This is a genomic window from Streptomyces sp. CB02959, assembly GCF_002803155.1.
Taxonomy (GTDB): domain Bacteria; phylum Actinomycetota; class Actinomycetes; order Streptomycetales; family Streptomycetaceae; genus Streptomyces.
In genome coordinates this window covers 328,435-353,342 of the sequence record NZ_NNBP01000005.1, presented here as the reverse complement: position 1 = coordinate 353,342, position 24,908 = coordinate 328,435, and the positions used below count along the sequence as shown (strand labels likewise).

Below are 24,908 nucleotides of genomic sequence, written 5' to 3'. Positions count from 1 at the left end.
CAGCGGGTGAGGGGCCCTACAACGGACCGGACGTCACGGAGCAGTCATGGCATCGACCGCCGGCAGGCCGGACAGGGTGGCGAAACTGCCGCCCCGCGAGCGCATCCTCGACGCGGCGGAAGAGCTCTTCCAGAGCGAGGGGATCCAGCGGGTGGGCGTCCAGGCGATCGCCGAGCGGGCCCGGACCACCAAAATGGCCATCTACCGGCACTTCGAGACCAAGGACGCACTCGTCGCGGAGTGGCTGCGGATCGTCGCCGCCGACTACCAGGCCGCCTTCGACCGGGTCGAGGCCGCATACCCCGACCGTCCCGAGGAGCAGATCCTCGGCCTGGCGCGCTTCATCGCCGAGGGGCTGCCGACGCTCTCGCACCGGGGCTGCCCGTTCATCAACTCCCTCGCCGAACTGCCCGACCGCTCCCATCCCGCACGGCAGGTGATCGAGCGGCACAAGGCCCACCAGACCCGCCGACTGGTCGGCATGTGCGCGGGGGCCCGGCTGGCCGACCCCGAGCAGGCCGCGGCCGAGATCACCTTCGTCCTCGAAGGCGCTCAGGTGAGCACGCAGAACGGCAGCATCGATCAGGCGGGGGACCGGCTGATGAGGGCCGTGGCGGGGATCGTGGAACGGCACCGCCAGGGCGCCTCTGAGGGGTGACGGCGGCAGGGGTCGGCAGCCGTGCGGCGGGGTTGCGCGGCGGGAGTTGCGCGGCGGGAGTTGCGCGGCGGGAGTTGCGCGGCGGGAGTTGCGCGGCGCGTCGCCGCGGCTCGCGAGCCGCTCCGCGCCGATGGCCGCCCGAGGCGCCAAGCGCCTCGGGCGGCCGTCAAGTGAAGCGGGCGGTAAGCGTCAGCAGTTGTCGTAGATCAAGGCGCGGACCAGGCGGCAGGTGGTGTCGGAGGGGCAGTGGACGCCGATGGCGAGGGCGGTGGCGCGGATCGTGGCGTTGGTGGCGTGCTCGGGGCGGTAGACGCCGGTGTCGAGCAGGGCTATGGCCAGGCGCATGGCCTTCAGGCGACGGTTGTGGGATTCGTACCGCTCGCGGGGCCAGCCGGCGGGGAGCGGTTTCTTGGGCAGCGGGTGGGCCGGGAGGGGTTTGGTCATGAGTGTGGCAGCGGCCATCCGGCGGACCTCCTGGAGCTTCGGTGAACCCTCACTTACTGGTTCCCATTTTACCGCCGGGCACTGACAAAACCCCCTGGCCAGGGGGGGATTTGACGGGGTGGCACGGCTGGTTTCGAGGGGGTCTTCGGAGGGCGGCCGGACGGCCGGTCAGGAGGTGGCCGCGGTCCGGGCGCGGAGGAGCTTCTTGTCGGGTTTGCCCACGGGGGTGAGGGGGATGGCGTCGAGGACGTGGACGGCGGTGGGGGCGTAGAGGGCGCCCTTGCGGGTGGTGATGAACGCGCGGAGGGCGGTCGCGGAGACCGCGTCGGCGGGGTGGCCGGGGGCGGGGACGACGGCCACGTGCACCTCCTCGGTCTCGTCGGGGGTGCGGACGCCGTAGACGGCGGCGTGGGCGACGGCGGGGTGGGTGTGCAGGAGGTCTTCGAGCTCGGCGGGGTGGACGTGGCCGCCGACGACGATGATCACGTCCTTGAGGCGGTCGACGAGGTAGAGGCGGCCGTCGGCGTCCAGGTAGCCGACGTCGCCGGTGCGCACCCAGCCGTCCTGGAGGAGGACCTGGGCGGTGAGGTCGGGGCGCTTCCAGTAGCCGCTCATCACGCCGGCCGAGTGGACGTGGATCTCGCCGCTCTCCCCCGGCGGCAGGTCGCGGCCCTCGGTGTCGCGGATGGCGACGGTGACACCGGGCGCCGGGCGGCCGACGGTCATCGGGCCGTCGGTGCGGATGTCGGCGTGGTCCGCGGGACCGGCCTCGGTGATCGACATCGCCTCGGACTGGCCGTACAAGCCGTAGAGGATCGGGCCGAGGGCCTCGGCCGCCTGGCGCATCCGGGGCGCGGAGGCGGTGCAGCCCCCGTAGGAGATGCGGGTGAGGGAGCCGAGGTCGGTGGTGGGGAGGGTGGGGTCGTCCAGGAGGCGGTAGAGGAGCGGCGGCAGCAGCCAGAGGTGGGTGATGCGTTCGCGGGCGACGGTGGCCAGGACGGCGGTGGGGTCGAAGTCCTGGTGGAGGACGACGCTGCCGCCGGCCACGAGGGTGGCGTCGGCCACGATGCCCGCCAGGTGGGCCAGTGAGGTGCAGGCCAGGAGGCGGGGCGGGTCGCCGGCGGCCTCGAAGCGGGCGTTGCCGATCATCGCGGCTATCGGGCCGTGCGCCATCCGTACGCCCTTGGGGACACCGGTCGTTCCACCGGTGTGACGGATGCACCAGTCGTCCTCGGGGCGGGCCGCGCCGGTGACGACCGGGGTGGCGGGGAGGGCGGCGCAGTCGGCCAGCAGGTCGGGGCCGAGGGGGGCGGCGCCGGCGGTGAGCGGGCCGAAGGTCATGGTCCGGGGGTGGGGGCCGGTGAGGCCGTCGAGCAGGGCGCGGGCGGTGTCGTGCAGCTCGGGATCGACGAGGAGGACGGCGGTCTCCGCGCTCTCGGCCACCACGGACAGCGTTTCGGCGGCCATCCCGTCGTAGAGGAGCACCACCCGCGCGCCCAGGAGGTTGACGGCGTAGCGGGCGGCGAGCGCTTCGGGGCGGTTGCGGCTGAGGACGGAGACGGTCCGGTCGCGGCCGACGCCGTGCGCGCGGAGGACGGCGGCCATGCGGTGGACGGTGGCGTACAGGGCGCCGGCGGTGACCTCGTGGCCGTCGGCCGCGGTGACGGCGGGGCGGTCGGGGTCGCGGGCGAGGGCGTCGAGGACGAGGTCGACGTAGCTGGTGAAGGGCGGGCTGTCGGGGGAAACGGGCGGGACGGGGGTGGTGGACGGGCGGGTGGCCACGACGGGCTCCTTCGGGAGGGGGGGTGGGGACATCCGGGTCGGTTGCGACGTTAGGCGGGGTTGGTCATGCATTCCATGACCAAATGCGCCATGTGGTCATGCAGTTGGCGCTATCAGGGCAGGTGGCGCCGGGAAACCGCGGGCGGCGGCCGAGCGGACCCGGCGGGTGGGAGGCGCGGCACATCGGCGGGGTCGTCACGGATGAATGGTGCGAGATGGCGCATCTCGTGATGTTTCACCTCTCCGGCAAGCAGGCGCGGGGCGGCCTCGTGCCGCATCGGCTCGCCGCCCGCGAAGGGCGCGTCCGCACTGCCGCGGCCGCCCCGGGCATCGCCGCCGACGAACTGACGCGCCGGGTCCGGCACTTGAGGTTCGCGGGGTTGCCGCGGGAGCGCGACTGGGCGCCGTACGGCAGAATGCCAGGCGTTTTGCGGTGAATCGTCGCAGAATCAGAGGATGTCCGACTGGGTAACCTGCGGTTCACATACGGGCAACGGATGGGAAACGGCCTGTTGCGAGAGTGCTCCAGTACGCCCGCACGCGTACCCGCACCGACCCGTATAAGAGGACCCCCGTGACCATCAAGGCCGAGTACATCTGGATCGACGGCACCCAGCCGACCGCCAAGCTCCGCTCCAAGACCAGGATCCTGACGGACGCGAGCTCGCTGCCGCGCTGGGGCTTCGACGGGTCCAGCACCAACCAGGCCGAAGGTCACTCCTCGGACCTCGTGCTCGACCCGGTGTTCAGCTGCCCGGACCCGATCCGCGGCGGCGACCACCTGCTGGTGCTGTGCGAGGTCCTCAACACCGACCTCACCCCGCACTCCTCCAACACCCGGGCCCTGCTGCGCCCGGTGGCGGAGCGCTTCGCCGAGCAGGAGCCGATCTTCGGCATCGAGCAGGAGTACACCTTCCTCAAGGGCGACCGTCCGCTGGGCTTCCCCGAGGGCGGTGGCTTCCCCGCTCCGCAGGGCGGCTACTACTGCGGGGTCGGCGCCGGTGAGATCTTCGGCCGGGAGATCGTCGAGGAGCACCTCGACCGCTGCCTGGCGGCCGGCCTCGGCCTGTCCGGCATCAACGCCGAGGTGATGCCCGGCCAGTGGGAGTTCCAGGTCGGCGCGCTGGCGCCGCTGGTCGTCTCCGACCACATGTGGGTGGCGCGCTGGCTGCTGCACCGCACGGCGGAGGAGTACGGCGTCACCGCCTCCCTGGACGCCAAGCCGGCCCAGGGCGACTGGAACGGCGCGGGCGCGCACACCAACTTCTCCACCCGCGCGATGCGCGAGGGCTACGACGCGATCATCAGCGCCTGTGAGGCGCTGGGCGAGGGCGACAAGCCGCTGGAGCACGTCCGCCAGTACGGCACCGGCATCGAGGAGCGGCTGACCGGCGCCCACGAGACCGCGCCCTGGCACGAGTACTCCTACGGGGCCTCCGACCGCGGCGCCTCGGTGCGCATCCCGTGGCAGGTCGAGGTCGAGAAGAAGGGCTACATCGAGGACCGGCGGCCCAACGCCAACGTGGACCCCTACGTGGTGACGCGGCTGATCGTGGACACCTGCTGCACGGAGCTGGAGCGGCGCGCGCAGGTGTGACCCACAGCCCGCCGGAGTGCGGGCCGAACGGGGCCGGACCGGCGGGTCCGGCCCCTTCCGCATGTCCGGACGGCACCGGCGGTGGCCGCGGACCGCACGATCGGCGCCGGTTGTCGGTGCCGGATGGCACGCTGGACCCATGCTTGCGATCACCGTTGCGACCGAGTCCGGACCGGCCCCGACCCGCCCGTCCGCGGACGAACTCGCCACGCTGCTGCGGCGGATCGGCGCCGACGGCGACCACTTCGCCGTCGCCGAGCGGATCCCGGGCGCGGACCAGGTCTTCCTGCAGACCTGGCGGGAGGGCGACGGACCGTTCGCCGAGCGGCTGCCGTCCGGGGCGTGAGGCGACGACGAGGAGGGGGCACGGGGATGTACGGGACCACAGGGGGACGCGGGGTGCAAAGCGGGCCGCGGCGCGGACTGCCGCCCTGGGTGACGCCGTTGTACGTGGGGGCGCTGCACCTCGGGGCGTGTGCCACCGCCCGGCTGCCGGGGCCGCGCCGTACGGAGCTGCTCCGGGCGCACTCCACCAACGAGGCCAATCTGCGCGCCGGCCGGTGGGGCACGCTGGCCACCAGCGCGGCCTTCGTGGAGGAGCCGCTGCCGGTGGCGTACGGGGCCGCGCTGCTGGCGACGCTCGGGACGGCCGAGGCGCGGTGGGGCGCCGGGCGCGCGGCGGCGGTGTTCGCGGCCGGGCACGTCGGCGCCAGCCTGCTGGTGTACGCCGGTCTGCGGGTGCGCCCGGGGGCCCGGCGGGCCGCCACCGCGGAGCGGACACCCAAGACGCCCGGCGGCACCGCGCACGCCATCGACGTCGGGGCGAGCTACGGCTTCTACGCCACCCTCGGCGCGCTGGCCGGGTCGCTGCGGCACCGGGGCGCGCGGGCGGCGGTGACCGGCGGGCTGCTGGCGCTGGGCGCGGTGCCGGTGGTCCGCCGCGGCCGGACGTTCACCGATGCCGGGCATCTGACGGCGCTGGCGCTCGGGGTGGCCATGGGGGCCGCCGGGATACCGGTCCGAGGGCGAATTCCGGCCACCGGACGGCAGGCCGCCGGACCGGCCCCGTCCACAACTCCGGTACCGGCAGCGGCAGTCGGAGGCGGCCCGTCACCGGCGCGGCGGACCGGGGGACCGGCGCACGGCGGGATCGCGTCGCCACGGGGGGCAGTGTGAAAGACAGATCTATGGCTGTCTGGTTCAATAGGGCCATGGCCAGCCTTACTGACACCGCGACGGGTCGCAGCGACCTTGAGCCGTTCTGGCCGTCCCGGCAGGCGCACGCCTTCGACCGTCTGTGTTGCCGCGCGCACTGAGCGCGGGCCCGCACCTCCTTCTCCGACACCGCTGACCGGTGTCCCCAGCCCTGCCCGCGCGCACGACGTCCCCCGACGATCCCCTGCGCGAAAGAGCTGACGTTCGATGACCAATCTCCGTACTGTGCCCGCCGGTTCCGCCACCGCCGCCGTTCCGCATCCGCTCCACCGCCACCGACTGCGCGCCGTCACACCCGACGAAGCCCGGTCCGCACCCGCCACCGCCCCGGGCGGCGGCGCTCCGCGCCACAGCGCCCAGCAGGTCGCCGAGTTGCTCCACTCCGGCGCGACCTGGCTCCCGGCGCCGCAGCACAGCCTGCCCGCTCTGCCCGGGCAGCCGCCGATGGTCGGCTACCTCGTCCTGGTGCCGGCCGAGCAGGCCCCCGCCGCGCCGCAGCCGCCCGCCGGGCCCGCCCCGGAGGCGCGGACCGGCGACCAGATCGTCCGGATCGACCCCGAGCAGCGCACCGTGCACGTCCACGGGCGGCAACTGGACCTGACGTACCTCGAATTCGAGCTGCTGGCCCATCTGGTCGCGCATCCGCACCGGGTGCATACCCGCGACCAGTTGGTGACCACGGTGTGGGGGTACGGGCACGTCGGCGACGGCCGAACGGTCGACGTCCACGTCGCCCGGCTGCGCCGGAAGCTGGGCGCCGAGCACCGCGGATCGATCGTCACCGTCCGCCGGGTCGGCTACAAGTACGTGCCGAGCGCCTGACCGGTCCGGCCGGGCACCCGGCCGCCGTCGAACGCCACCCGCCCGCCGCCGAGCACCACCCGCTCGGCGGCGGCCGCCAGGGCTCGGCGGTCCAGGCCGCGGCCGGCCGTCGGCAGCGCCGGATGGACGGTGACCCGTACGGCCAGCCCGCGGGCGCCGAGTACCCGGCGCAGCGACGCGGCGAAGGTGTCGGCGCCGCAGAAGGCGGCCACCGTGGTGGGGCGGCCCTGCTGCGCGTAGTCGACGGTGACCGGGCGGACGGGGGCGCCCGCGTCCAGTGCGGCCTGGAAGGTGGCCCGGCGGAAGCCGCCCTGGTCGGCGGTGCACCAGGTGGTGGCCTGGGGGAAGACCGCCACCGAGCGGCCGGCGAGCAGGAGCGCGGACAGCTCCCGTACGGTGCGCGGGAGTTGGCGGGGGCTGGTGCGGTCGATGAAGTGCGTACCGGCGCGCCGGGCCAGGCCGCCGACCAGCGGCCAGTGGCCGACCTCGCGCTTGGCGACCAGGACGGCGGGTTCGACGGCGAGCAGCGCGACGATGTCCAGCCACGAGACGTGGTTGAGGGCGATCAGGGTGCCCGGGGCGCGGGCCGCGGCAGGGGCGCGTCCCCCCGGCCCGGGCACCGACAGCGGGCCCGCCGCGCCCGCCCCGCGGACCTCCAGCCCGACCGCCAGCGCCGCCAGCAGCCCCCGGGCGTGCGCGCCGAGCCGTACCGGGTCCGCCAGGTGCGGGCCGGCCGCCAGGGCGCGGCCCACCGCGCCGGTGAACGCGGCGGCGCGGCGGGCCGCTTCGGGGAGCGGGACGGGCGGGGCGGAGTGCGCGGCGCACTGCGGGGTGCAGACCGCGGGGACGTCGAAGGGGCCGTTCACCGCTCCCCCAGGAAGAAGCGGCGGTAGCGGTCGCCGAGCCGCTCGATGTCCAGGACGGTGAAGAAGTCGGCGACGCCGAAGTCCGGGTCGTGGGCGGGCGCGCCGCAGATCCAGGCGCCGATGCGGAGGTAGCCGCGGAGCAGCGGGGGCAGTTGGGCGAGGGCGGGGCGCTCGGGCAGCGGGGCGGTGGGGTGCCAGGGGCGGCGCGGGGCGACCAGGAACGCGGGCGGCGCGGCGTAGCGGGTGCGGGCCAGCTCCCAGGCGTGGGCGGCGGCGGTGCCGCCGTCGGCGAGCGGTACGGAGGCGCAACCGGCGAGGTAGCGGTGGCCGGAGAGCAGGGTGTAGCGGGCCAGGGCCGCCCACATCTGGTTGATGACGGCGCCGTTGCGGTGGTCGGGGTGGACGCAGGAGCGGCCGGCCTCGATCAGCGCGGGGCGCACCGCGTCGAGGGCGGTGAGGTCGAACTCGCCGTCGGAGTAGAGGTGTCGGCTGCGGCCCGGGGGCAGCAGCCGGTAGGTGCCGACGACGGCGCCGGTGGCGGTGTGGGTGACGACGAGGTGGTCGGCGAGGGCGTCGACCGGGTCGATGTCGTGGCCGGGGAGCGGGCTGTCGAGGGTGGCGCCCAGCTCGTCGCCGAAGACCTGGTGGCGCAGCCGCTGGGCGGCCCTGACCAGGGCGGGGGTGTCGGCGATCAGTGCGGTGTATTCGGGGGCTGCGGCCGGGGCGGAATCGGCGGGGGTGTCCGGGGTGCCCGCTGCGCGCGTCGTGGTGGGTGCCGTGCTCATCAGAGCCTCCGTAGGTGGTGCTGGGTACACCCCCTATGGGGTGTGCAACCCGATGACCTGGCGTTCTCCTACGCGGCAGACTGTCCCCGCGCCCGAGGTCCGGTCGCGTGAAGCCCAGGGAGCGTACGGATGAGGGTCCGCAGAACACTGGTCGCCGCGGCGCGGGGGCTGGTGCTGGCGGTGGCGGTGGAGGCGGGATCGGTCGTCCTGCTGGTGCTGGTCCTGCTGTCGCTGGCGTTCATGGTCGTCGGCGTGGGGATCCTGACCACGCCGCTGGTGCTGTCCTGGGCCCGCGGCTACGCCGATCTGCGGCGGGTGTGGGCGTACGAGCAGACCGGGGTGCGGATCCCGGCCGGATACCGCCCGTTCCCTCCGAGGCTGCGACGCGGGCCGGCGGGCCGGTGGCAGCGCTGCGCGGTGCTGCTCCGGGACCCGGCGACCTGGCGTGAACTGCTGTGGCTGCCGGTCGATCTGACGGCCGGTCTGGCGCTGGCGCTGCTGCCGTCGACGCTGCTGGTCTACGGCGCCGGGTTCGTGCTGCTGCCGGTGGCGCAGGGGCTGACCGGAGTGGGCGGCGAGCTGCTCGGGTTCGGGACGCTGACGAGCGACCACCCGGTGCTGTCGGTGGTCGCGCCGCCGCTCGGCGCGGGGCTGCTGGTGCTGGCGTGGTACGCCAACCCGGCGCTGCTGCGGGCGCACTTCCAGTTGGCGGCGGCGTTCCTGACCCCGCCGAAGGCGGAGCTGGCGGCCCGGGTGGCGCGGCTGACCGAGACCCGGCACGACGCGGTGGACACCTCCGCGGCCGAACTGCGCCGGATCGAACGCGATCTGCACGACGGGGCGCAGGCCCGCCTGGTGGCGATGGGGATGAGCCTGGGCGCGATCGAGGCGCTGATCGAGAAGGATCCGGCGCGCGCCAAGGAGATGGTGGGCCGGGCCCGGGAGTCGTCCGCGGAGGCCCTCACCGAACTCCGCGACCTGGTACGCGGGATCCACCCGCCGGTGCTGGCCGAGCGCGGCCTGGGGGACGCGGTACGGGCACTGGCCCTGCGGACGGAGCTCCCGGTGGAGGTGACGGTGGAGCTGCCGCGGCGGCTGGCGGCGCCGGTGGAGTCGGCGGCGTACTTCGCGGTCGCCGAGCTGCTGACGAACGCCGCCAAGCACTCCGGGGCCGACCGGGTCGAGGTGGACGTCCGGCACGTCGACGGGCGGCTGCTGGTCACGGTGTGCGACAACGGGCGGGGCGGCGCCGGGGTGCGTCCCGCGGCGGCCGGTGGCGGCACGGAAGGGTCCGGGCTGCGGGGTGTGGAGCGCCGGCTCGGTACATTCGACGGCGTCCTCGCCGTCAGCTCTCCCGCGGGCGGCCCGACGCTGGTGACGATGGAGATCCCGTGCGCGTAGTGATCGCCGAAGACCTCTTCCTGCTGCGGGACGGGCTGGTCCGGATGCTGGAGGCGTTCGGCTTCGAGATCGTGGCGGCGGTGGCGTCGGGGCCCGAGCTGAGCCGGGCGCTGGCCGAACTGGCGCCGGATGTCGCGGTGGTGGACGTCCGGCTGCCGCCGTCGTTCACCGACGAGGGGCTGCAGTGCGCGCTGGAAGCCCGCAAGGCCCGACCGGGGCTGCCGGTGCTGGTGCTGTCGCAGCACGTGGAGCAGTTGTACGCCCGGGAGCTGCTGGCGGACGGCAGCGGCGGGGTGGGCTATCTGCTCAAGGACCGGGTCTTCGACGCGGAGCAGTTCGTCGACGCGGTGCGCCGGGTGGCGTCCGGGGGGACCGCGATGGATCCCCAGGTCATCGCGCAGCTGCTGTCGCGGCGCGCCCGGGACCGGCCGATGGCGAAGCTGACGCCGCGCGAGGTGGAGGTGATGGAGCTGGTGGCGCAGGGCCGGTCCAACGCGGCGATCGCGACCCGGCTGGTGATCACGGAACGGGCGGTCGCCAAGCACACCTCCAACATCTTCGGCAAGCTGGCGCTGCCGCCGTCGGACGACGACAACCGCCGGGTGCTGGCCGTACTGGCCTATCTGGATCGCGGCTGACCGGGGGCGGGGGCGTCTCGCTCGGGGATCCGATACGCGCCGCCGGGCGGACGCCGCGTGCGGTCGCCGCCGGTGTGGCGAGTTTCGGCCAATCGGCGCGGTGAACCGGCGGGCGCACCTCCCCCCGTAATGGCCGTCGCGCGTCGCCAACTCCGTTGCCGGGCACCGCGGACCGCCGGGTTCCGCCGCTGGAAGGTCGTGGGAGCGCCGCGTACGCTGACCGGCACCGCACGCGAGCAAGGGGAGCAGACATGGGCACCGCAGCCGACAAGGAATGGCTCTACGGCCTCGACATCTCCGACGCCACCTGGCAGCGCCCGCCCGGTGACCCCGACGCGGAGGCGGTGGAGATCGCCTTCCTGGAGCGCGGCGCGGTGGCGATGCGCAACTCCACCGATCCCGACGTCGTCCTGCGCTACACCGAGGCGGAGTGGCGGGCGTTCGTCCTGGGCGCCCGGGACGGGGAGTTCGACCTGGACCGCCACCAGTCGGCCTGAGCCCGCCGCGGGGCCCGCGGGGTGCGGTCACCCGTCCGGGTCGACCGGCCACCCGGTGACCATCACAGGATTCACTCGTTCCACGGAATGTGGAGCAGCAGCAGGCGGCAACCCCGCGCCCGGACCGCACCTCCCCCGTCGGGCACGCCGACGGGGGTGAGCCCATCGATGTCGAGCAGGCCGAGGCGGCCCTGGTCGAGCACTACCCCCGGCTGGCCCGGCTGGCCTATCTGGTGCTGCCGCCGGGCCCCAGCCGCGGCCGGCGGGTGCTGGCCGCCCACGCCGTGGTGCAGCGGGCCCTGCCCCGGCGGGCCGGCCCCGGGGCCGTACTGCCCGCGCAGCGCGGTGGGGATCCGGCCGTCGACCCCGGTTACGCCCTGATGCGGCTGCGGGTGCTGCGAGCGGCACTGACCGCCGGGCGGCGCCGCTGGCAGCCGCCGGCACCACTCCCCCAGGTCTGGGGCCTGCGGTTGTTCCCGCGCTCCGGCGGTGCCGACGAACTCGCCCTGGACCAGGCCCTGTCGTCGCTGTCCGGCCCGGCGCGGGCGGCGTTCGTTCTGCGCGACCTGGAGCGGCTGTCGCTCCAGGAGACCCGGCGGGTGCTGGAGGCCGCGGGGGTCGCCGACGGCCAGCAGGCACTGGCCGAGGCGGACCGGGCGACGCTGCCGGCCGGGAGCCGGGACCGGGCGCTGCTGGAGTCGGTGGAGTTCGACCCGTGCGCCCTCCAGGCCCGCCCGACGGACCTGATCCGGCGCCGCCAGCACGGCCGGGCGGCGCTGGCGGCCGGCGCTGCGGTACTGGTGTGCGGGGCGCTGCTGGGCCTGCCGGGCGAGGGGTGGGGACCGGACGGCGCCGCGGCCCCGCCGTACGCCCGCAACGCCGCGGCCGAGGCGGCCCTGGACCCGGGCCGGCTGACGGTGTCCTCGGCGACCGCCTGGAAGACCGCGGCCCGGCCGGACTTCTCGGCCTGGCCGGCCCGCGGCGACCGGACCGGTGACAGGGCGCTGCTCCGACGGGCGTTGGCGGTGTGGGCCCGACCCGGCGCCCGGGTGCCGGCCACCGCGACGCCCGGCACGCCGACCGGCCCCGCGGCCGGGCCGCCCCAACTCCTCTTCGCGGGCGTGGTGGACCACGCCGTGGTGGCGCTCTTCCACGACGGGCTGCGAGTGGTGCGGTACGCCGAGCCCACCGACGGCCGGGGGCGGGCCGACGGCTCGGGGGCGACCCTGGACTTCGCCCGGACGGACGGCGCGGCCGCGGACGAGGCGAGCGTCCTGGTGGTGGGCCGCACGGAGGGCAACATCCGCTATCTGACCGCGCCTTGGGTGACGTCGGTACGGCTGGTGGACCTGCTGAAGCCGGACACGGCGGGCCAGCCGGTCACCGTCGGTTCCGGCGGCCTGACCGCGCCCGTTCCCATGCCGCGCGCCGAGGAGAACTGCACCGGCTGGCCCGCCCTCCGGGTCGGCGGCCGCCTGGACGGGCAGCCCGGCGGGGTGCCGGGCGGGCGGTCCGACGGCGAGCTGCTGACCGACCTCGGAGAGCTGTCCCCCGCCCGGCTCACCTACGGGCCGCCGGATGCGCCGGGCGCGGTGTCCGGGCCGGAGGGCCGGACGGCCTGGGCGCGGACCGCCTGCCAGTTGCCCGCGGTCCGTTCGCAGGGCGTGCGGACGGTGAACACCTGGCGGTTCGCCCAGCAACCGCTCCCCGGGGGCGGGGGCGTCGCGGCCTGGCTGTGCACCCGGGCGGAGACCTGGCGCGGGGCGGGCAGCCGGACGATGGCGCAGTTCCAGGCACCGCCGCCGAGCGAGCAGCCGTACGCGACGGGTGCGGTGACCGCCCGCGTGGACGGCGGTACCGCCTGCGGCCCGCGGGCGCCCCGGGTGCTGTCGGGCGTGCTGTGGAAGAGCGCCGGCGGCCAGTGGTGGCTGCTGGCGGCGGGCAGCGAACAGGTCACGTCGATCACCGCGAGCGGCGGGGTGCAGGGGCGGACGCCCGGCCGGCTGCTGACGGTCCCCGCGACGGCGGGCGCCCATGCCGACCTGAAGGGCGAACTGACCGGCGGCAAGAAGCTGCGCGCGCTGCGCTGAGCCCGGGGGCGGGACCGGGTTCTTCGTTGCGGTGGTTCTTGCTCCCGCCCTTGCCCGCGCCGGTTTCCTCGTCTTTCGGTGTCCGGGGGGGTACCGGCATTTTCGGTGTCCGGGGGGTACCGGCATTCCTTACTCGCCAGTACATTGACGCCATGTCTAATACGGCCTCGTTGCGGCCCCAGCCGGTCGCGTCCGAGCACACCCCGCTGAAGGCCCGCAACGTGGCCTTCGACTGGGCGGACACCCCTCTGCACTGGATCCCCGGCGATCCGTCCAGCACCCACACGATCAACGTCCTGCACCTGCTGCTGCCGGCCGGCGAACGCTGGTTCGTGCACGTCTACAAGCAGGCGCTGCCCTATATCCGCGACCCCGAACTGCGCGCGGACGTCATCGGGTTCATCGGGCAGGAGGCCATGCACTCGCAGGCGCACGACGACGTCCTGCCGCACCTCAAGGAGCAGGGCCTGGACCCGACCCCGTACACCGCGCAGGTCGACTGGCTCTTCGAGAAGCTGCTGGGCGACCGGACGCTGCCGCCGGGGCGGGCCCGGGAGTGGTGGCTGCGGGAGCGGGTGGCGATGATCGCCGCCATCGAGCACTACACGGCCTTCTTGGGCGACTGGGTGCTCAACGCCCAGGAGCTCGACGCCAAGGGAGCCGATCCGACCATGCTCGACCTGCTGCGCTGGCACGGCGCGGAGGAGGTCGAGCACCGCTCGGTGGCGTTCGACCTCTTCATGCACCTGGACGGCGGGTACCGGCGGCGGGTGCGCACCTGGGCAACGGCCTTCTCCGCGCTGGTGTTCCTGTGGCAGCGCGGCACCCGGTTCTTCATGGAGAACGACCCGACGCTCGTGGGCGGGAAGGCCGCCGTGAAGGACTTCGTCCGGGGTGGACGGCAGGGTGTCCTGCCCACCACCGGGGCGATAGCGCGCTCCATCCCCCAGTACCTGAGCCGCGCCTACCACCCGTCGCAGCACGGCAGCACCGAGCAGGCCCTCGCCTACCTCGACCGTTCACCCGCCGCGACCGCCGCCGCCACCTCCGGAGGAGCCTGAGATGTCCGCGCCTGCCCGTGTCCCCCAGCCCCCCGGCCGTGGCCCGTCCCTCACGGGCGTGCCGCGGCTCCGTACCGTGCTGGCGGTCGCCGGGACCGCCCTGGTGGTCCGGCGGGCGCTGCGGCGACGGATCCGGCGGTCGCCGCTGTGGCCGCTGCCCACGCTGGAGCAGCCGATATCCGGAAGGGGCCGGGTGGCGGCCCGGGCAACGGCCTGGGCGGCCAGCCGTGAACGCGACCTGACGCAACCGGCGCCGGGCCCGGAGCAGGGGCGCCCGGCCCCGTTGCGGCTGCGGGTGGCCGAGCGGACGGAGGTCGCCGAAGGGGTGGTGGCCCTCCGCCTGGAGGGCGAGCGGCTCCCCGACTGGGAACCAGGCGCGCACCTCGATCTCGTACTGCCCTCGGGCACCGTGCGGCAGTACTCGCTGTGCGGCGAACCGGCCGACGCCCTACGGGCGGACGGCGGGTCGTACACCCTCGCGGTCCGGTTGATCGAGGACGGCCGGGGCGGTTCGCGGGAGGTGCACGAGGCGCTGGGCGTGGGCATGACCGTCGAGGTGCGCGGTCCCCGTAACCGCTTCCCCCTGGAGGACTGCCACGCGTACCTCTTCATCGCGGGGGGCATCGGCATCACCCCGATCCTCCCGATGGTGCGGCAGGCCGAGGCGGAGGGGGTGCCGTGGCGGCTGCTGTACGCGGGGCGTTCGCGCGCTTCGATGCCGTTCCTGGAGGAGGTCGAGAAGCTGGCCGGGGGCGAGGGCGGAGGCGGCGTCCGGCGCGGCGGCGGTACGCCTGGAGTTGGGGCGGGACGGCTGACCGTGGTCGCGGAGGACGAGGACGGGCGGCCCGATCTGGCCGCGGCGCTCGCCGACGCGCCCCCGCACGCCGCCGTGTACTGCTGCGGTCCCGAGCCCCTGATGAACGCCGTGGCCGACCTGCTGCCCGACGGGCCGGAGGGTCTGGCCCTGTACACCGAGCGGTTCGCACCGGCGGGGGGCGCGACGGGGGCGGGGGAGGTCCACGAGTCGGGGGAGCTGCACGAGTCGGGGAAGGTGCCGGCCGAGGACGTGGCGTTCGAGGTGGAACTGCGCCGGACCGGCCGTACGGTGACGGTCCCGGCCGGCACCAGCGTGCTGCGCGCCCTCCGCGAACAGGCCCTGCCCGACCTCGCGTACTCCTGCGAGGAGGGCTTCTGCGGCACCTGCCAGCAGCGGGTCCTGGCCGGTGAGGTGGAACACCGCGACGAACTCCTGACGGACGCCGAACGCGAGGACTCGCTGCTGATCTGCGTGTCCCGGGCGAAGCGGGGGACGGGGCTGGTGCTGGACCTTTGAGTCCGGGGCGGATGGCGAGGGGGTGGCGTTCGCCCCTGGGTTTTTCCCCGCCGCCCACCCCCCTTCGGGGGGTGGGCGGGTGAGGAGGCGAGGTACGAGGCGAAGCGGAACGCGGGGCGGGAGCCCGGGCAGGAAGCGGAGCAGGACGGGAGGTTTGGGCGGTGGTGCCGCCGTGCGGCCGGTCGTTAGGGTGGACGCATGACCACCGGGGCACGCCGCAGGATGGGGGTCGAGGAGCGACGGGAGCAGTTGATCGCCGTTGCGCTCGATCTCTTCAGCCACCGCTCCCCCGAAGACGTCTCCATCGACGAGATCGCCGAGGCGGCCGGCATATCGCGGCCGCTGGTCTACCACTACTTCCCGGGCAAGCAGCAGCTCTACGAGGCGGCGCTGCGGCGCGCCGCGGACGAGCTGACGGCCCGGTTCGTCGAGCCGCACGAAGGACCGCTCGGCGCCCGGCTGTTGCGCGTCATGCAGCGGTACTTCGACTTCGTGGACGAGCACGGGCCGGGATTCTCGGCGCTGATGCGCGGCGGACCGGCGATCGGCTCGACCCGTACCAGCGCGCTGATCGACGGCGTGCGGCAGGCCGCGTTCACGCAGATCATCGCCCATCTGGATGTCCAGGACCCCTCGCCGCGGCTGGAGTTGGTGGTCCGTTCCTGGGTCTCGCTCGCCGAGACCACGGCGCTGCTGTGGCTGGACGGACGGCGGGTACCCCGCGCCGAGCTGGAACGACAGCTGGTGCACGACTTCGCGGCCCTGGCGGCGGTCAGCGCCGCGTACGACGAGCGGATGGCGCAGGTGGTGCGCCGGATGCTGGCCGACGAGCCCGCGGACGGGATGTTCGCGGATCTGGTGGGGCGGTTGCTGGAGCTCCCGCAGCCGGTGTGACGCCGGGCGGCCGACCGGGCCGGGCCCGGGCTGCGGCACAATCCCAGGCATGGACGAGATCACGTACCGGCTGGCCGAGGCGGGGGACGACCCGGCCGTTCTGGTCGGCCTCTATGACGCGGCGGCCCGTTGGATGGTGGAGCACGGCATAGACCAGTGGAAGCCCGGTGGCAAGGACGAGGAGCACTTCCGGCGGCGGATCGCGCAGGGCGAGGTCTGGCTGGCGGAGGCCGTCGGCCGGGTCGTCGGCGGCTTCGAGCTGTGGTGGGACGACGAGCCGGCGTGGGGTCCGCAGCCGCCGGTGGCGGGATATGTGCACCGGCTGATGGTGGACCGCTCGTGCGCACCGGCGGGGACCGGGCGGGCGATGCTGGCCCGGGCCGAGCGGCGGATCGCGGAGTCGGGGCGGGCCTGGTCGCGGCTGGACTGCATGACGAGCAATCCGCGGCTGCGGCCGTACTACGAGGGCGCGGGCTATGCGGTCGTGGGCGAGCAGTCGTCCAAGGACGGGGGCGGGGGGAGCCGGTACGCGGTGACCCTGTTCGAGAAGCGGGTGGAGTAGCGACCGCTCCCGCCCCCATCGGCTCCCCCTCCGCGTCAGCCCTGGCGGAAGACCGCGACGGTGCGGGGCGGGACGGTGAAGGTGCCGGCGGCGCGGTCGTAGGTCGCAGTGGCCGTGGTGCGGTCGGCGCCGTGGGCCTACAGGGGGTGGAGGGCGTAGGGCCGTCCGGCGAGGGCCGGGACGGTCTGGGCCTGTCGTCGGGGCGTGGCGTTGAAGACGACGACGAGGTCGACCAGGCGCATGGTGAGGACGCCGGGGGTCAGGCGTTGGGGCCGGTGAACAGGCCCAGGGCGAAGCCCTGGACACGCGGATCCGCGTCGAACGGGCCGCCGCCGCGGACCGCGTCCCGCGAGCAATCGGTGAAGGTGGCGATGCCGGTGCCGACCATGCTCGCCTGCGCAGCCTTGCTGCAAGACCTTTCGCAAGAGATTGCAAGGGTGTTACGTTCCCAGGCGAGTCGGTCCGGCCGGCCGGAGGGCCACCGTGCGGTGGTCCCTACGCGCCCGGCCGGCCGGACCGGCCGCCAAGTGGAGCTCCCCACAGGCCGATCGACACGGCGTCAGCCGCGGACCGGCCCCGTGGAACCGCGCACCACCAGCTCGGGCTGGAAGACGAACTCGGTGCGCTGGACGGGGTTCCCCTGGATCTCCTCGATCAGCGCGCCCACCGCTGCGGTCGCCATCGCCTGCACCGGCTGCCGCACCGTGGTCAGCGGCGGGGCGGTGAAGGCGATCAGCGGCGAGTCGTCGAAGCCGACGACGGAGAGCCGGCCGGGGACGTCGACCCCCCGCTGCCGGGCCGCGCGCACCACCCCCAGCGCCATCAGGTCGCTGCCGCAGACGATGCCCGTACAGCCGTCGTCGAGCAGCGCGGCGGCCGCGGCGTGGCCGCCCTCGACGCTGAACAGGGTGTGCTGGACGCGCCGTTCGGCCTGCCCCCTCGACAGGCCGAACGACTCCTTGAGGGCCGCCGTGAAGCCCTCCGCCTTGCGCCGGGACGGCACGTAGCGGGCGGGTCCGACGGCCAGTCCGATGTGCTCGTGGCCCAGTTCGGCGAGGTGCCGCACGGCCATCCGGGCCGCGGCGCGGTCGTCGGGCGAGACGCAGGGCGCGTCGACCCGGTCGTTGTAGCCGTTGATCAGGACGTAGGGCACGCCCCGGGAGGTGAGGCGGGTGTAGCGGGAGGGGTCGGCGGCGGTGTCGGCGTGCAGGCCGGACAGGAAGACGATGCCGGTGACGCCGCGCTCCTCCAACTGCTCGACGAGTTCGTCCTCGGTGGCGCCGCCCGGCATCTGGGTGCACAGGACCGGCGTGTAGCCGTGGCCGGCCAGGGACTGCTCGATGATCTGGGCGAAGGCCGGGAAGATCGGATTGGTCAGCTCCGGGATGACCAGGCCGACCAGGCCCGCGCTCCGCCGTCGCAGCCGGACCGGGCGCTCGTAGCCGAGGAGGTCGAGCGCGGCGAGCACCCGCTGGCGGGTACCAGCCGCCACGCCCGCCCGGCCGTTGAGGACGCGGCTGGCGGTCGCCTCGCTGACCTGCGCCTGGGCGGCGATGTCGGAGAGGCGCGGGGTGGGCCGGGATGCCTGCCGGGTCACTCCGCCCACCAGATCGCGGTGTCGGCCGGGATTTCACAAACTTCGGAAACTTCGCGATTTTCGGGAACAGTCTCGTCGCGCGGGGCGTTGGACGATTGACGGGCGGCGGAGAGGGACGGAGAGACCGCAGGGGAGGAGGACGCGACGAACGGGACGCGGGAGGAGAGGAGTTGACGCACCGGCGGCAGGGCCAGTCGCACGGTCTCCGCCGTGGTGTTCACCGTGCAGAGCAGACCGCCGGGCCGCCGGAAGACCAGCACGCCGTCGGGGGCGGCCAGCCACTCGACCGCGTCCCCCGCACCGAGGCCGGGGTGCGCGCGGCGTATCGCCAGGGCGCCGCGGTACAGCTCCAGGGTGGAGGCCGGGTCGCCGGTCTGGGCCTCGACGGTGAGCGCGGCCCAGTCGTCGGGCTGGGGCAGCCAGGTGTCGCCGGCGCCGAAGCCGTACGGGGGTTCCGTGCCGCTCCAGGGAAGCGGTACGCGGCAGCCGTCGCGGAGACCTTCCTGGCCGCTGGCGCGGAAGAAGGACGGGTCCTGGCGGACCTCGTCGGGGAGGTCGGTGACCTCGGGGAGGCCCAGCTCCTCGCCCTGGTAGAGGTAGGCCGAGCCGGGCAGCGCCAGCATCAGCAGGGTGGCGGCGCGGGCGCGGTCCAGGCCGCCGCCGAGGCGGGTGCGGTGGCGTACGAGGTCGTGGTTGGAGAGGACCCAGGTGGCCGGTGCGCCGACGGCGCCCAGGGCGGTGAGGGAGGTGTCGATGGCGGTGCGGAGCTCGTCGGCGTCCCACCGGGTGTTCAGGTAGTGGAAGTTGAAGCCCTGGTGGAGTTCGTCGGGGCGGACGTAGCGGGCGAGCCGCTCGATGGTGGGGGCCCAGGCTTCGGCGACGCCGATCCGCTCCCCCGGGTACTCGTCGAGGATCGTCCGCCAGGAGCGGTAGATGGCGTGCACGCCGTCCTGGTCGAAGAAGGGGAGGACCTGTGAGCCGATCAGGCGGGCCTGTTCGCCGTGGCCGATGTCGGGGAGGCCGGGGGCCTTGACCATGCCGTGGGCGACGTCGACGCGGAAGCCGTCGATGCCCAGGTCGAGCCAGAAGCGGAGGATCGAGCGGAACTCGTCCTGGACGGCGGGGTGGTCCCAGTTGAAGTCGGGCTGTTCGGGGGCGAAGAGGTGGAGGTACCACTCGCCGTCGGGGAGGCGGGTCCAGGCGGGGCCGCCGAAGACGGACTCCCAGTCGTTGGGCGGGAGTTCGCCATTGTCGCCCCGGCCCTTGCGGAAGTGGAAGCGGTCGCGCAGGACCGATCCGGGCCCCTCGGCCACCGCGCGGCGGAACCACGCGTGCTGGTCGGAGCAGTGGTTGGGGACGATGTCGATGATGACGCGCAGACCCTGGTGGTGGGCCTCGCGGATCACCGCCTCGGCGTCCGCGAGGGTGCCGAAGAGGGGGTCGGTGGCGCGGTAGTCGGCGACGTCGTAGCCGGCGTCGGCCTGCGGGGAGGCGTAGAAGGGGCTCAGCCAGACGGCGTCCACGCCCAGGTCGCGCAGGTGGCCGAGTCGGCCGCGGATGCCCGGCAGGTCGCCCATGCCGTCGCCGTTTCCGTCGGCGAAGCTGCGGGGGTAGATCTGGTAGATCACGGCGTCGCGCCACCATTCGGTGGCCGAAGTGCCCTTTCCGGCAGGGGTGTTGCCCGGGTGGGAGTGCCCGGGAGGGGCGGCGTCGGGCGTGGGGCTGTGCTGTCGGGTCATGTCATCCCTTGGTGGTGCCGGCGGTCAGTCCGGAGACGAGGTGGCGCTGGGCGAAGGCGAAGACGAGCGCGGCCGGTACGGCGATGATCACGGCGGCGGCGGTCATCGAACCCCAGTCGTTGGTGTACTGGTTGACGAAGGTCTGCAGCCCGCCGGCGAGGGTGAGGTTCTCCTCGCCGGTCATGAAGGCGGAGGCGTAGGCGACCTCGGCCCAGGCCGTGACGAAGGTGTAGAAGCCGGTGACGGCGAGGCCGGGGCGGGCGAGCGGGAGGACCAGCCGCCAGAAGGTGCCGAAGGGGTTGAGGCCGTCGACCCGGCCCGCTTCGTCGATCTCCACCGGGATGGTGTCGAAGAAGCCCTTCATCATCCAGGCGCAGAACGGGACGGCGATGGTGAGGTAGGTGAGGACCAGACCGAGGGGCTGGTTGAGCAGCCCGAGGGAGGCGAGCAGGTTGTAGAGCGGGACGATCAGCACCGCGACCGGGAACATCTGGGTGATCAGCAGCAGCCACATCAGCGGCCGCATGCCGGGGAAGCGGAAGCGGCTGACGGCGTAGCCGGTGGTGGCGGCGGTGAAGACCCCGATGACGGTGGTCAGGCCGACGACGACCACGGAGTTCCCGAACCAGGTCAGGAAGGAGGTGCCGGTCAGGACGTGGGTGTAGTTGTCGAGGGTGAAGTGGGTGACGAGGCTGGTGGTGAAGGCGTCGTTCTTGGGTTTGAAGGAGGTCACCAGCAGCCACAGCGGCGGGAAGACCGCGATGACGGCGGCGAGCGAGAGGGTCAGATGCAGCCCGACCGAAGCCAGCCGGTGCCGTTCGGAGCGTTTGCGCGCCATGGTCACCACACCTCTCCCTGCTTACGTAGCGCCCGGCGGTAGCCGATCGCGACGAGTGCGAGGAGGGCGAGGATGACCACGCCCCAGGTGGCGGAGGCGGAGAAGTTGCGGGGGCTGTCGACGAAGGAGAGCCGGTAGGCGTAGGTCACCAGGATCTCGGTGGCGTCGCCGGGGCCGCCCCTGGTGAGCAGGAAGATCACCGGGAACATGTTGAACGTCCAGATGGTGGAGAGCAGGAGGACGGTGCCGCTGACCGCGCGCAGGCCGGGCACGGTGATGTGGCGGAAGCGCTGCCAGGCGCCCGCGCCGTCCATCTCGGCGGCCTCGTAGAGCTCGCCCGGGATGGACTGCAACCCGCCGAGCAGCGCGACGAGCATGAAGGGCACGCCCAGCCAGACGTTGACCGCGATGACCGAGAGCTTGGCCCAGGTCGGGTCGTTGAGCCAGGGCACGGCGTCGATGCCGCCGCCGGTCAGCAGCTTGTTGAGGATGCCGTTCTTCTCGTTGTAGAGCATCCGCCAGGTGAAGACGGAGATGAAGGCGGGGATGGCCCAGGGCAGGATCAGCGCCAGGCGGTAGAAGGTGCGGCCGCGCAACTGGCGGTTGAGCAGGGTGGCCAGGCCGAGGCCGGTGAGGAAGGTGAGGGAGACGCACCCGACGGTCCACAGCACGGTCCAGCCGAGGCGGTCCCAGAAGACGCCGTCGGTCAGCACCGCCCGGTAGTTGTCCAGGCCGGTGAAGTGGTAAGTGGCGGGGATGTGGTTCATGCCGATCGAGCGCTCGACATTGGCCTCGTTGGCGTCGGTGAGCGAGAGGTAGACGCCGCGGACGAGGGGGATGCCGATGACGACGCCGATGACGAGGACGACCGGGGCGGCCATCGTCCAGGCGTACCAGTGGGTGCCGAACGCCCGGCGGATCCGGGCGGTGAGCGTCACCTGTAGTCCTTGAGCAGCTTCCGGTAGGCGTCCCCGACGGTCTTGGCGGCCTGTTCGGGGGTGGCGGCGCCCGTGAGCACCTTGTTCATCTGGACCTTGAGCGGTTCGAAGAGCGAGTTGCCCTCGGCGATCCAGGGGCGCTGGACGGCGCCGTCGACGGCGGGCTTGAAGAAGGTGACCATCTCGTTCCGCTTGACCGCCGGCACGTCGTAGACGGACTTGCGGGTGGGCAGCAGGCTGAGCTCGTCGGTGGTCTGCTGCTGGACCTTCGCGGAGCTCATGTACTTCACGAAGGCGTAGGCGGCCTGGAGGTTCTTGCTGCCGGCGTAGACCGAGAGGTCCCAGCCGCCCTGCGGGGAGCCCTGGGCGGCGGATCCGCCGGGGACGGGGGCGACACCGAGGTTGCCCTTGTCCTGGAACGCCTTGCCGGCGCGGGCGCCCTCGATGTCCCAGGGGCCGTCGATCGCCATCGCGGCGGTGCCGTCCTTGAGGGCCTTGAGCTGGTTCTCCTGGCCGTCGGTGGCGTCGGTGACGGCGGCCTTGGAGTCGACGAGCTGCTTGAGGGTGCGGAAGGCGCGGACCCCGGCGGCGTTGTCGATGGTGACCTTCTTGTGGGCCGCGTCGACCATGTCGCCGCCCTCGCCGTAGAGGTAGGGCAGGAACCAGTAGGGGTCGTCGCCGCGCAGGTAGAGGGCGGTGGCGCCGGTCTTGGCCTTGATCTTCTGGGCGGCGGCGGTGAGTTCGGCGACGGTCTTGGGGACGGGGACGCCGGCGTCCTTGAGGAGCTTCTTGTTGTAGAAGAGCGCGAGGGTGTCGATGACCTGCGGCGCGGCGTAGGTCTTGCCGCCGAACCTGGTCGAGCCGACGGCCTGCGGGAGGTAGTCGCCGGTGTTGTCCAGGGCCGGGGTGCCGTCCAGCGGGGCGAGGTAGCCGAGGTTGGCGAAGTCGGCGACCCAGGCGACCTCGGTGCGCATCACGTCGGGGGCGCCCGCGCCGCCGCCCGCGGCGTTCTTGAACTTGGCGTTGGCGTCGCCGAACGGGACGTTCACATAGGCGACATGGACCTTGGGGTGCTCCTTCTGGAAGCCCTCGGCAAGTTTCCGGTAGGTGGCCTTCTCGGCGTCGTTGGAGGTGTCCCAGAAGGTAACGGTTCCGGACAGTTCACCGCCCGCCGCACTGCCGCCGTCACCCCCGCTCCCGCATCCCGTCGCCGCCAGTGCCAGGCCCGCTACCAGCGCGGTGGCGAGAGCGCCACGTATGCCACGCCGCATGTGAACTCCTTAGGGAAAGCCTCGGTTGGCGGTCTGGAACGTAACAGCGCCGAAAACAAACCGAAAGATGTTGCGAGATTTTTCTGCAAGAATTCTGGAAGAGGTTGCGGTGGGATGGCCGGAACGGGACCCACCGAGCCCCTGGCGCACCGTCACCCGCCGCCCGCCCGAGCGTTGACTCCGTGGAAGCACCTTCGCCTCATGACCTGACAGGGACGGCAGATGACCCAGGAGCTCACTTCCCCCAGCCCCGCCCCCCAGGCCGCCGGACCGGACCGAGGTCGGGGATGGTGGCGCGACGCCGTCATCTACCAGGTCTACGTCCGCTCCTTCGCCGACAGCGACGGCGACGGCATCGGCGATCTGCGCGGGGTGCGCGACCGGCTCCCCTACCTCGCGGAGCTGGGCGTGGACGCCGTCTGGCTCACCCCGTTCTACGCCTCGCCGCAGGCCGACGGCGGGTACGACGTCGCCGACTACCGCGCCGTCGACCCGCTCTTCGGCGACCTCCAGGACGCCGACGAACTGATCCGCACCGCGCACACGCTGGGCCTGCGGGTGATCGTGGACGTCGTCCCCAACCACACCTCCGACCGGCACCCGTGGTTCCAGGACCCGGACCTGGCCCGGCAGCGCTACGTCTTCCGCCCCGGCAAGGGCGAGCACGGCGAACTCCCGCCCAACGACTGGGAGTCGGTCTTCGGCGGCCCGGCCTGGACCCGCACCGACCGCGGCGACTGGTACCTCCACCTCTTCGCGCCCGAGCAGCCCGACCTGGACTGGGAGCGGCCCGAGGTGCACGAGGAGTTCGCCGCCATCCTGCGCTTCTGGCTGGACCTGGGCGTGGACGGCTTCCGGGTCGACGTGGCGCACGGCATGGTCAAGGCGCCCGGCCTGCCCGACATCGGCCAGGGCGAACAGGCCCGGCTGATCGGCAGTCAGGTGCTGCCCTTCTTCGACCAGGACGGTGTGCACGCCATCCACCGCGCCTGGCGCCGGCTGCTGGACGGCTACGGCGAGAGCTGCGGCAGGGAGGTCATCGGGGTCGCCGAGGCATGGGCGCCGAGCATCGAGCGGCTGGCCCTCTACGTCCGCCCGGACGAGCTCCACCAGGCGTTCAACTTCCAGTTCCTGACCACCGCGTGGGACGACGAGGCGCTGCGCGGGGTCATCGACTCCTCGCTGGCCGCCACCGTCGCCGTCGGCGCGCCCACCACCTGGGTGCTCTCCAACCACGACGTCGTCCGGCACACCACCCGCCTCGGCGGCGGCCTGGCCCGGGCCCGCGCCGCCACCCTGCTGATGCTCGCGCTGCCCGGGTCCGCGTACCTCTACCAGGGCGAGGAACTGGGGCTGCCGGAGGTCACCGACCTGCCCGCGGAGGTGCGCCAGGACCCGGCGTTCTTCCGCGGCCGCGTCGGCGGCGACGGGCAGGCGGCCGACGGTTGTTCGGGCGCCAGTGGCCAGGACGGCTTCCGGGACGGCTGCCGGGTGCCGCTCCCCTGGTCCGGCGAGCTGTCGCCGTACGGCTTCGGACCAGGTGGCAGTTGGCTGCCGCAGCCCGCCGACTGGGGCCGGCTGAGCGTCGCGGCGCAGACCGGCGACCCGGCCTCCACCCTGGAGCTGTACCGCGGCGCGCTGGACCTGCGCCGTCGCCTGCCGGGCCTGGGCGACGGGGAGATGACGTGGCAGCCGGCCCCCGAGGGGGTCCTGGCGTTCCGCCGTCCCGGGGTGCTGTGCACCGTCAACACCCGCGCCCGGGACGCCGAGATCCCGCTGCCCGGGGAACTGCTGCTGGCCAGCGCGCCGGTGCCGGTCGGCGACGCATCGGCGGTGCTGCCCGGGGACAGCTGCACCTGGTGGGCAATCTGACATGCGAC

25 protein-coding genes and 1 pseudogene are annotated in these 24,908 nt (G+C 73.7%); 15 read left to right on the top strand and 11 right to left on the bottom strand.

Features of this window, described 5'->3' with window-relative positions; genetic code table 11:
* The first annotated feature begins 46 nt into the window (after positions 1-46).
* Positions 47-658, top strand: a complete 612-nt coding sequence (locus CG747_RS11450; protein ID WP_100601558.1) for a TetR/AcrR family transcriptional regulator — start codon at positions 47-49, stop codon at positions 656-658.
* A gap of 189 nt (positions 659-847) precedes the next feature.
* Here the strand turns inward: CG747_RS11450 and CG747_RS11445 are convergent, their stop codons facing one another.
* Together CG747_RS11445 and CG747_RS11440 are read right to left on the bottom strand one after the other, a co-directional pair.
* Positions 848-1,120 carry a hypothetical protein gene (locus tag CG747_RS11445; protein ID WP_100601557.1) on the bottom strand — a complete coding sequence of 91 codons (273 nt, stop codon included), beginning with the start codon at positions 1,118-1,120 and terminating at the stop codon, positions 848-850.
* Between the two features lie 150 nt (positions 1,121-1,270).
* Entirely contained in the window at positions 1,271-2,884 is a 1,614-nt protein-coding gene (locus CG747_RS11440) for an AMP-binding protein (protein ID WP_257980334.1), read from the bottom strand.
* A gap of 83 nt (positions 2,885-2,967) precedes the next feature.
* On the opposite strand from CG747_RS11440, the gene CG747_RS11435 reads away from it, so the two are divergent.
* From CG747_RS11435 to CG747_RS11415, 5 genes are all read left to right on the top strand, one after another.
* The gene (locus CG747_RS11435) at positions 2,968-3,321 is read left to right on the top strand and encodes a hypothetical protein (protein WP_100601555.1); all 354 of its coding nucleotides are present in this window, start codon (positions 2,968-2,970) and stop codon (positions 3,319-3,321) included.
* 137 nt (positions 3,322-3,458) lie between these two features.
* A complete protein-coding gene (gene glnII, locus CG747_RS11430; RefSeq protein ID WP_100601554.1) occupies positions 3,459-4,481 on the top strand; it encodes a glutamine synthetase in 1,023 nt (340 codons plus the stop codon).
* Positions 4,482-4,620: 139 nt separating this feature from the next.
* Entirely contained in the window at positions 4,621-4,827 is a 207-nt protein-coding gene (locus CG747_RS11425; protein ID WP_180985482.1) for a hypothetical protein, read from the top strand.
* Positions 4,828-4,853: 26 nt separating this feature from the next.
* A complete protein-coding gene (locus CG747_RS11420) occupies positions 4,854-5,657 on the top strand; it encodes a rhomboid-like protein (RefSeq protein ID WP_257980333.1) in 804 nt (267 codons plus the stop codon).
* Positions 5,658-5,903: 246 nt separating this feature from the next.
* Positions 5,904-6,518 (top strand): winged helix-turn-helix domain-containing protein, encoded by a 615-nt coding sequence (locus CG747_RS11415; protein ID WP_100601553.1) that lies wholly within the window; start codon positions 5,904-5,906, stop codon positions 6,516-6,518.
* Here CG747_RS11415 and CG747_RS11410 read toward each other — a convergent pair.
* On the bottom strand, positions 6,494-7,384 hold the full coding sequence (locus CG747_RS11410) for a 1-acyl-sn-glycerol-3-phosphate acyltransferase (protein WP_100601552.1): 891 nt from the start codon (positions 7,382-7,384) through the stop codon (positions 6,494-6,496). The two genes, CG747_RS11415 and CG747_RS11410, sit on opposite strands and share 25 nt — an antisense overlap.
* On the bottom strand, positions 7,381-8,169 hold the full coding sequence (locus tag CG747_RS11405; protein WP_100601551.1) for a GNAT family N-acetyltransferase: 789 nt from the start codon (positions 8,167-8,169) through the stop codon (positions 7,381-7,383). Before CG747_RS11405 ends, CG747_RS11410 begins: the two co-directional genes overlap by 4 nt.
* Positions 8,170-8,298: 129 nt before the next feature.
* Between CG747_RS11405 and CG747_RS11400 the strand changes: the two genes are divergently transcribed.
* The 8 genes from CG747_RS11400 (at position 8,299) to CG747_RS11365 (ending at position 16,645) form a co-directional block, all read left to right on the top strand.
* A complete protein-coding gene (locus CG747_RS11400) occupies positions 8,299-9,570 on the top strand; it encodes a sensor histidine kinase (RefSeq protein ID WP_100601550.1) in 1,272 nt (423 codons plus the stop codon).
* Complete coding sequence (locus CG747_RS11395) at positions 9,561-10,208, top strand: response regulator transcription factor (RefSeq protein ID WP_100601549.1); 648 nt, start codon at positions 9,561-9,563, stop codon at positions 10,206-10,208. Before CG747_RS11400 ends, CG747_RS11395 begins: the two co-directional genes overlap by 10 nt.
* A gap of 251 nt (positions 10,209-10,459) precedes the next feature.
* Positions 10,460-10,705 carry a DUF397 domain-containing protein gene (locus tag CG747_RS11390; protein ID WP_100601548.1) on the top strand — a complete coding sequence of 82 codons (246 nt, stop codon included), beginning with the start codon at positions 10,460-10,462 and terminating at the stop codon, positions 10,703-10,705.
* Positions 10,706-10,794: 89 nt separating this feature from the next.
* Positions 10,795-12,795, top strand: coding sequence for a hypothetical protein (locus CG747_RS11385; RefSeq protein WP_100601547.1), 2,001 nt, complete (start codon positions 10,795-10,797; stop codon positions 12,793-12,795).
* Positions 12,796-12,947: 152 nt separating this feature from the next.
* Complete coding sequence (locus CG747_RS11380; protein ID WP_100601546.1) at positions 12,948-13,856, top strand: metal-dependent hydrolase; 909 nt, start codon at positions 12,948-12,950, stop codon at positions 13,854-13,856.
* A 1-nt stretch (position 13,857) separates the two neighbouring features.
* Positions 13,858-15,189: a PDR/VanB family oxidoreductase gene (locus CG747_RS11375; protein ID WP_100601545.1), complete on the top strand. Its 1,332-nt coding sequence runs from the start codon at positions 13,858-13,860 to the stop codon at positions 15,187-15,189.
* A 198-nt stretch (positions 15,190-15,387) separates the two neighbouring features.
* Positions 15,388-16,083: a TetR/AcrR family transcriptional regulator gene (locus CG747_RS11370; RefSeq protein WP_100601544.1), complete on the top strand. Its 696-nt coding sequence runs from the start codon at positions 15,388-15,390 to the stop codon at positions 16,081-16,083.
* Between the two features lie 49 nt (positions 16,084-16,132).
* Positions 16,133-16,645, top strand: coding sequence for a GNAT family N-acetyltransferase (locus CG747_RS11365; protein ID WP_100601543.1), 513 nt, complete (start codon positions 16,133-16,135; stop codon positions 16,643-16,645).
* 35 nt (positions 16,646-16,680) lie between these two features.
* Here CG747_RS11365 and CG747_RS11360 read toward each other — a convergent pair.
* The 7 genes and pseudogenes from CG747_RS11360 to CG747_RS11330 all read right to left on the bottom strand — a co-directional run.
* A pseudogene (locus CG747_RS11360) lies at positions 16,681-16,905 on the bottom strand (alpha-1,6-glucosidase domain-containing protein); the annotation flags it as partial.
* On the bottom strand, positions 16,905-17,033 hold the full coding sequence (locus tag CG747_RS49250; RefSeq protein WP_257980341.1) for a hypothetical protein: 129 nt from the start codon (positions 17,031-17,033) through the stop codon (positions 16,905-16,907). The pseudogene CG747_RS11360 and the gene CG747_RS49250, both read right to left, overlap by 1 nt.
* Positions 17,034-17,204: 171 nt before the next feature.
* Complete coding sequence (locus CG747_RS11350) at positions 17,205-18,251, bottom strand: LacI family DNA-binding transcriptional regulator (RefSeq protein WP_374701760.1); 1,047 nt, start codon at positions 18,249-18,251, stop codon at positions 17,205-17,207.
* A complete protein-coding gene (locus CG747_RS11345; RefSeq protein WP_100601540.1) occupies positions 18,239-19,981 on the bottom strand; it encodes a glycoside hydrolase family 13 protein in 1,743 nt (580 codons plus the stop codon). Before CG747_RS11345 ends, CG747_RS11350 begins: the two co-directional genes overlap by 13 nt.
* A 1-nt stretch (position 19,982) precedes the next feature.
* Positions 19,983-20,819, bottom strand: a complete 837-nt coding sequence (locus CG747_RS11340) for a sugar ABC transporter permease (RefSeq protein WP_100601604.1) — start codon at positions 20,817-20,819, stop codon at positions 19,983-19,985.
* A 2-nt stretch (positions 20,820-20,821) separates the two neighbouring features.
* The gene (locus tag CG747_RS11335; RefSeq protein WP_100601539.1) at positions 20,822-21,757 is read right to left on the bottom strand and encodes a carbohydrate ABC transporter permease; all 936 of its coding nucleotides are present in this window, start codon (positions 21,755-21,757) and stop codon (positions 20,822-20,824) included.
* Positions 21,754-23,028: an extracellular solute-binding protein gene (locus tag CG747_RS11330; RefSeq protein ID WP_100601538.1), complete on the bottom strand. Its 1,275-nt coding sequence runs from the start codon at positions 23,026-23,028 to the stop codon at positions 21,754-21,756. Before CG747_RS11330 ends, CG747_RS11335 begins: the two co-directional genes overlap by 4 nt.
* Positions 23,029-23,250: 222 nt before the next feature.
* On the opposite strand from CG747_RS11330, the gene CG747_RS11325 reads away from it, so the two are divergent.
* The gene (locus tag CG747_RS11325; RefSeq protein WP_100601537.1) at positions 23,251-24,900 is read left to right on the top strand and encodes a glycoside hydrolase family 13 protein; all 1,650 of its coding nucleotides are present in this window, start codon (positions 23,251-23,253) and stop codon (positions 24,898-24,900) included.
* Positions 24,901-24,908 lie beyond the last annotated feature (8 nt).

Coding starts and splice junctions, on each gene's coding strand:
- CG747_RS11345 (WP_100601540.1), bottom strand. CDS start 19,981: ATGACCCGACAGCACAGCCCCACGCCCGACGCCGCCCCTCCCGGGCAC.
- CG747_RS11370 (WP_100601544.1), top strand. CDS start 15,388: ATGACCACCGGGGCACGCCGCAGGATGGGGGTCGAGGAGCGACGGGAG.
- CG747_RS11425 (WP_180985482.1), top strand. CDS start 4,621: ATGCTTGCGATCACCGTTGCGACCGAGTCCGGACCGGCCCCGACCCGC.
- CG747_RS11380 (WP_100601546.1), top strand. CDS start 12,948: ATGTCTAATACGGCCTCGTTGCGGCCCCAGCCGGTCGCGTCCGAGCAC.
- CG747_RS11420 (WP_257980333.1), top strand. CDS start 4,854: ATGTACGGGACCACAGGGGGACGCGGGGTGCAAAGCGGGCCGCGGCGC.
- CG747_RS11325 (WP_100601537.1), top strand. CDS start 23,251: ATGACCCAGGAGCTCACTTCCCCCAGCCCCGCCCCCCAGGCCGCCGGA.
- CG747_RS11390 (WP_100601548.1), top strand. CDS start 10,460: ATGGGCACCGCAGCCGACAAGGAATGGCTCTACGGCCTCGACATCTCC.
- CG747_RS11375 (WP_100601545.1), top strand. CDS start 13,858: ATGTCCGCGCCTGCCCGTGTCCCCCAGCCCCCCGGCCGTGGCCCGTCC.
- CG747_RS11405 (WP_100601551.1), bottom strand. CDS start 8,169: ATGAGCACGGCACCCACCACGACGCGCGCAGCGGGCACCCCGGACACC.
- CG747_RS11330 (WP_100601538.1), bottom strand. CDS start 23,028: ATGCGGCGTGGCATACGTGGCGCTCTCGCCACCGCGCTGGTAGCGGGC.
- CG747_RS11445 (WP_100601557.1), bottom strand. CDS start 1,120: ATGGCCGCTGCCACACTCATGACCAAACCCCTCCCGGCCCACCCGCTG.
- CG747_RS11435 (WP_100601555.1), top strand. CDS start 2,968: ATGCGCCATGTGGTCATGCAGTTGGCGCTATCAGGGCAGGTGGCGCCG.
- CG747_RS11415 (WP_100601553.1), top strand. CDS start 5,904: ATGACCAATCTCCGTACTGTGCCCGCCGGTTCCGCCACCGCCGCCGTT.
- CG747_RS49250 (WP_257980341.1), bottom strand. CDS start 17,033: ATGGTCGGCACCGGCATCGCCACCTTCACCGATTGCTCGCGGGACGCG.
- CG747_RS11365 (WP_100601543.1), top strand. CDS start 16,133: ATGGACGAGATCACGTACCGGCTGGCCGAGGCGGGGGACGACCCGGCC.
- CG747_RS11450 (WP_100601558.1), top strand. CDS start 47: ATGGCATCGACCGCCGGCAGGCCGGACAGGGTGGCGAAACTGCCGCCC.
- CG747_RS11340 (WP_100601604.1), bottom strand. CDS start 20,819: ATGGCGCGCAAACGCTCCGAACGGCACCGGCTGGCTTCGGTCGGGCTG.
- CG747_RS11400 (WP_100601550.1), top strand. CDS start 8,299: ATGAGGGTCCGCAGAACACTGGTCGCCGCGGCGCGGGGGCTGGTGCTG.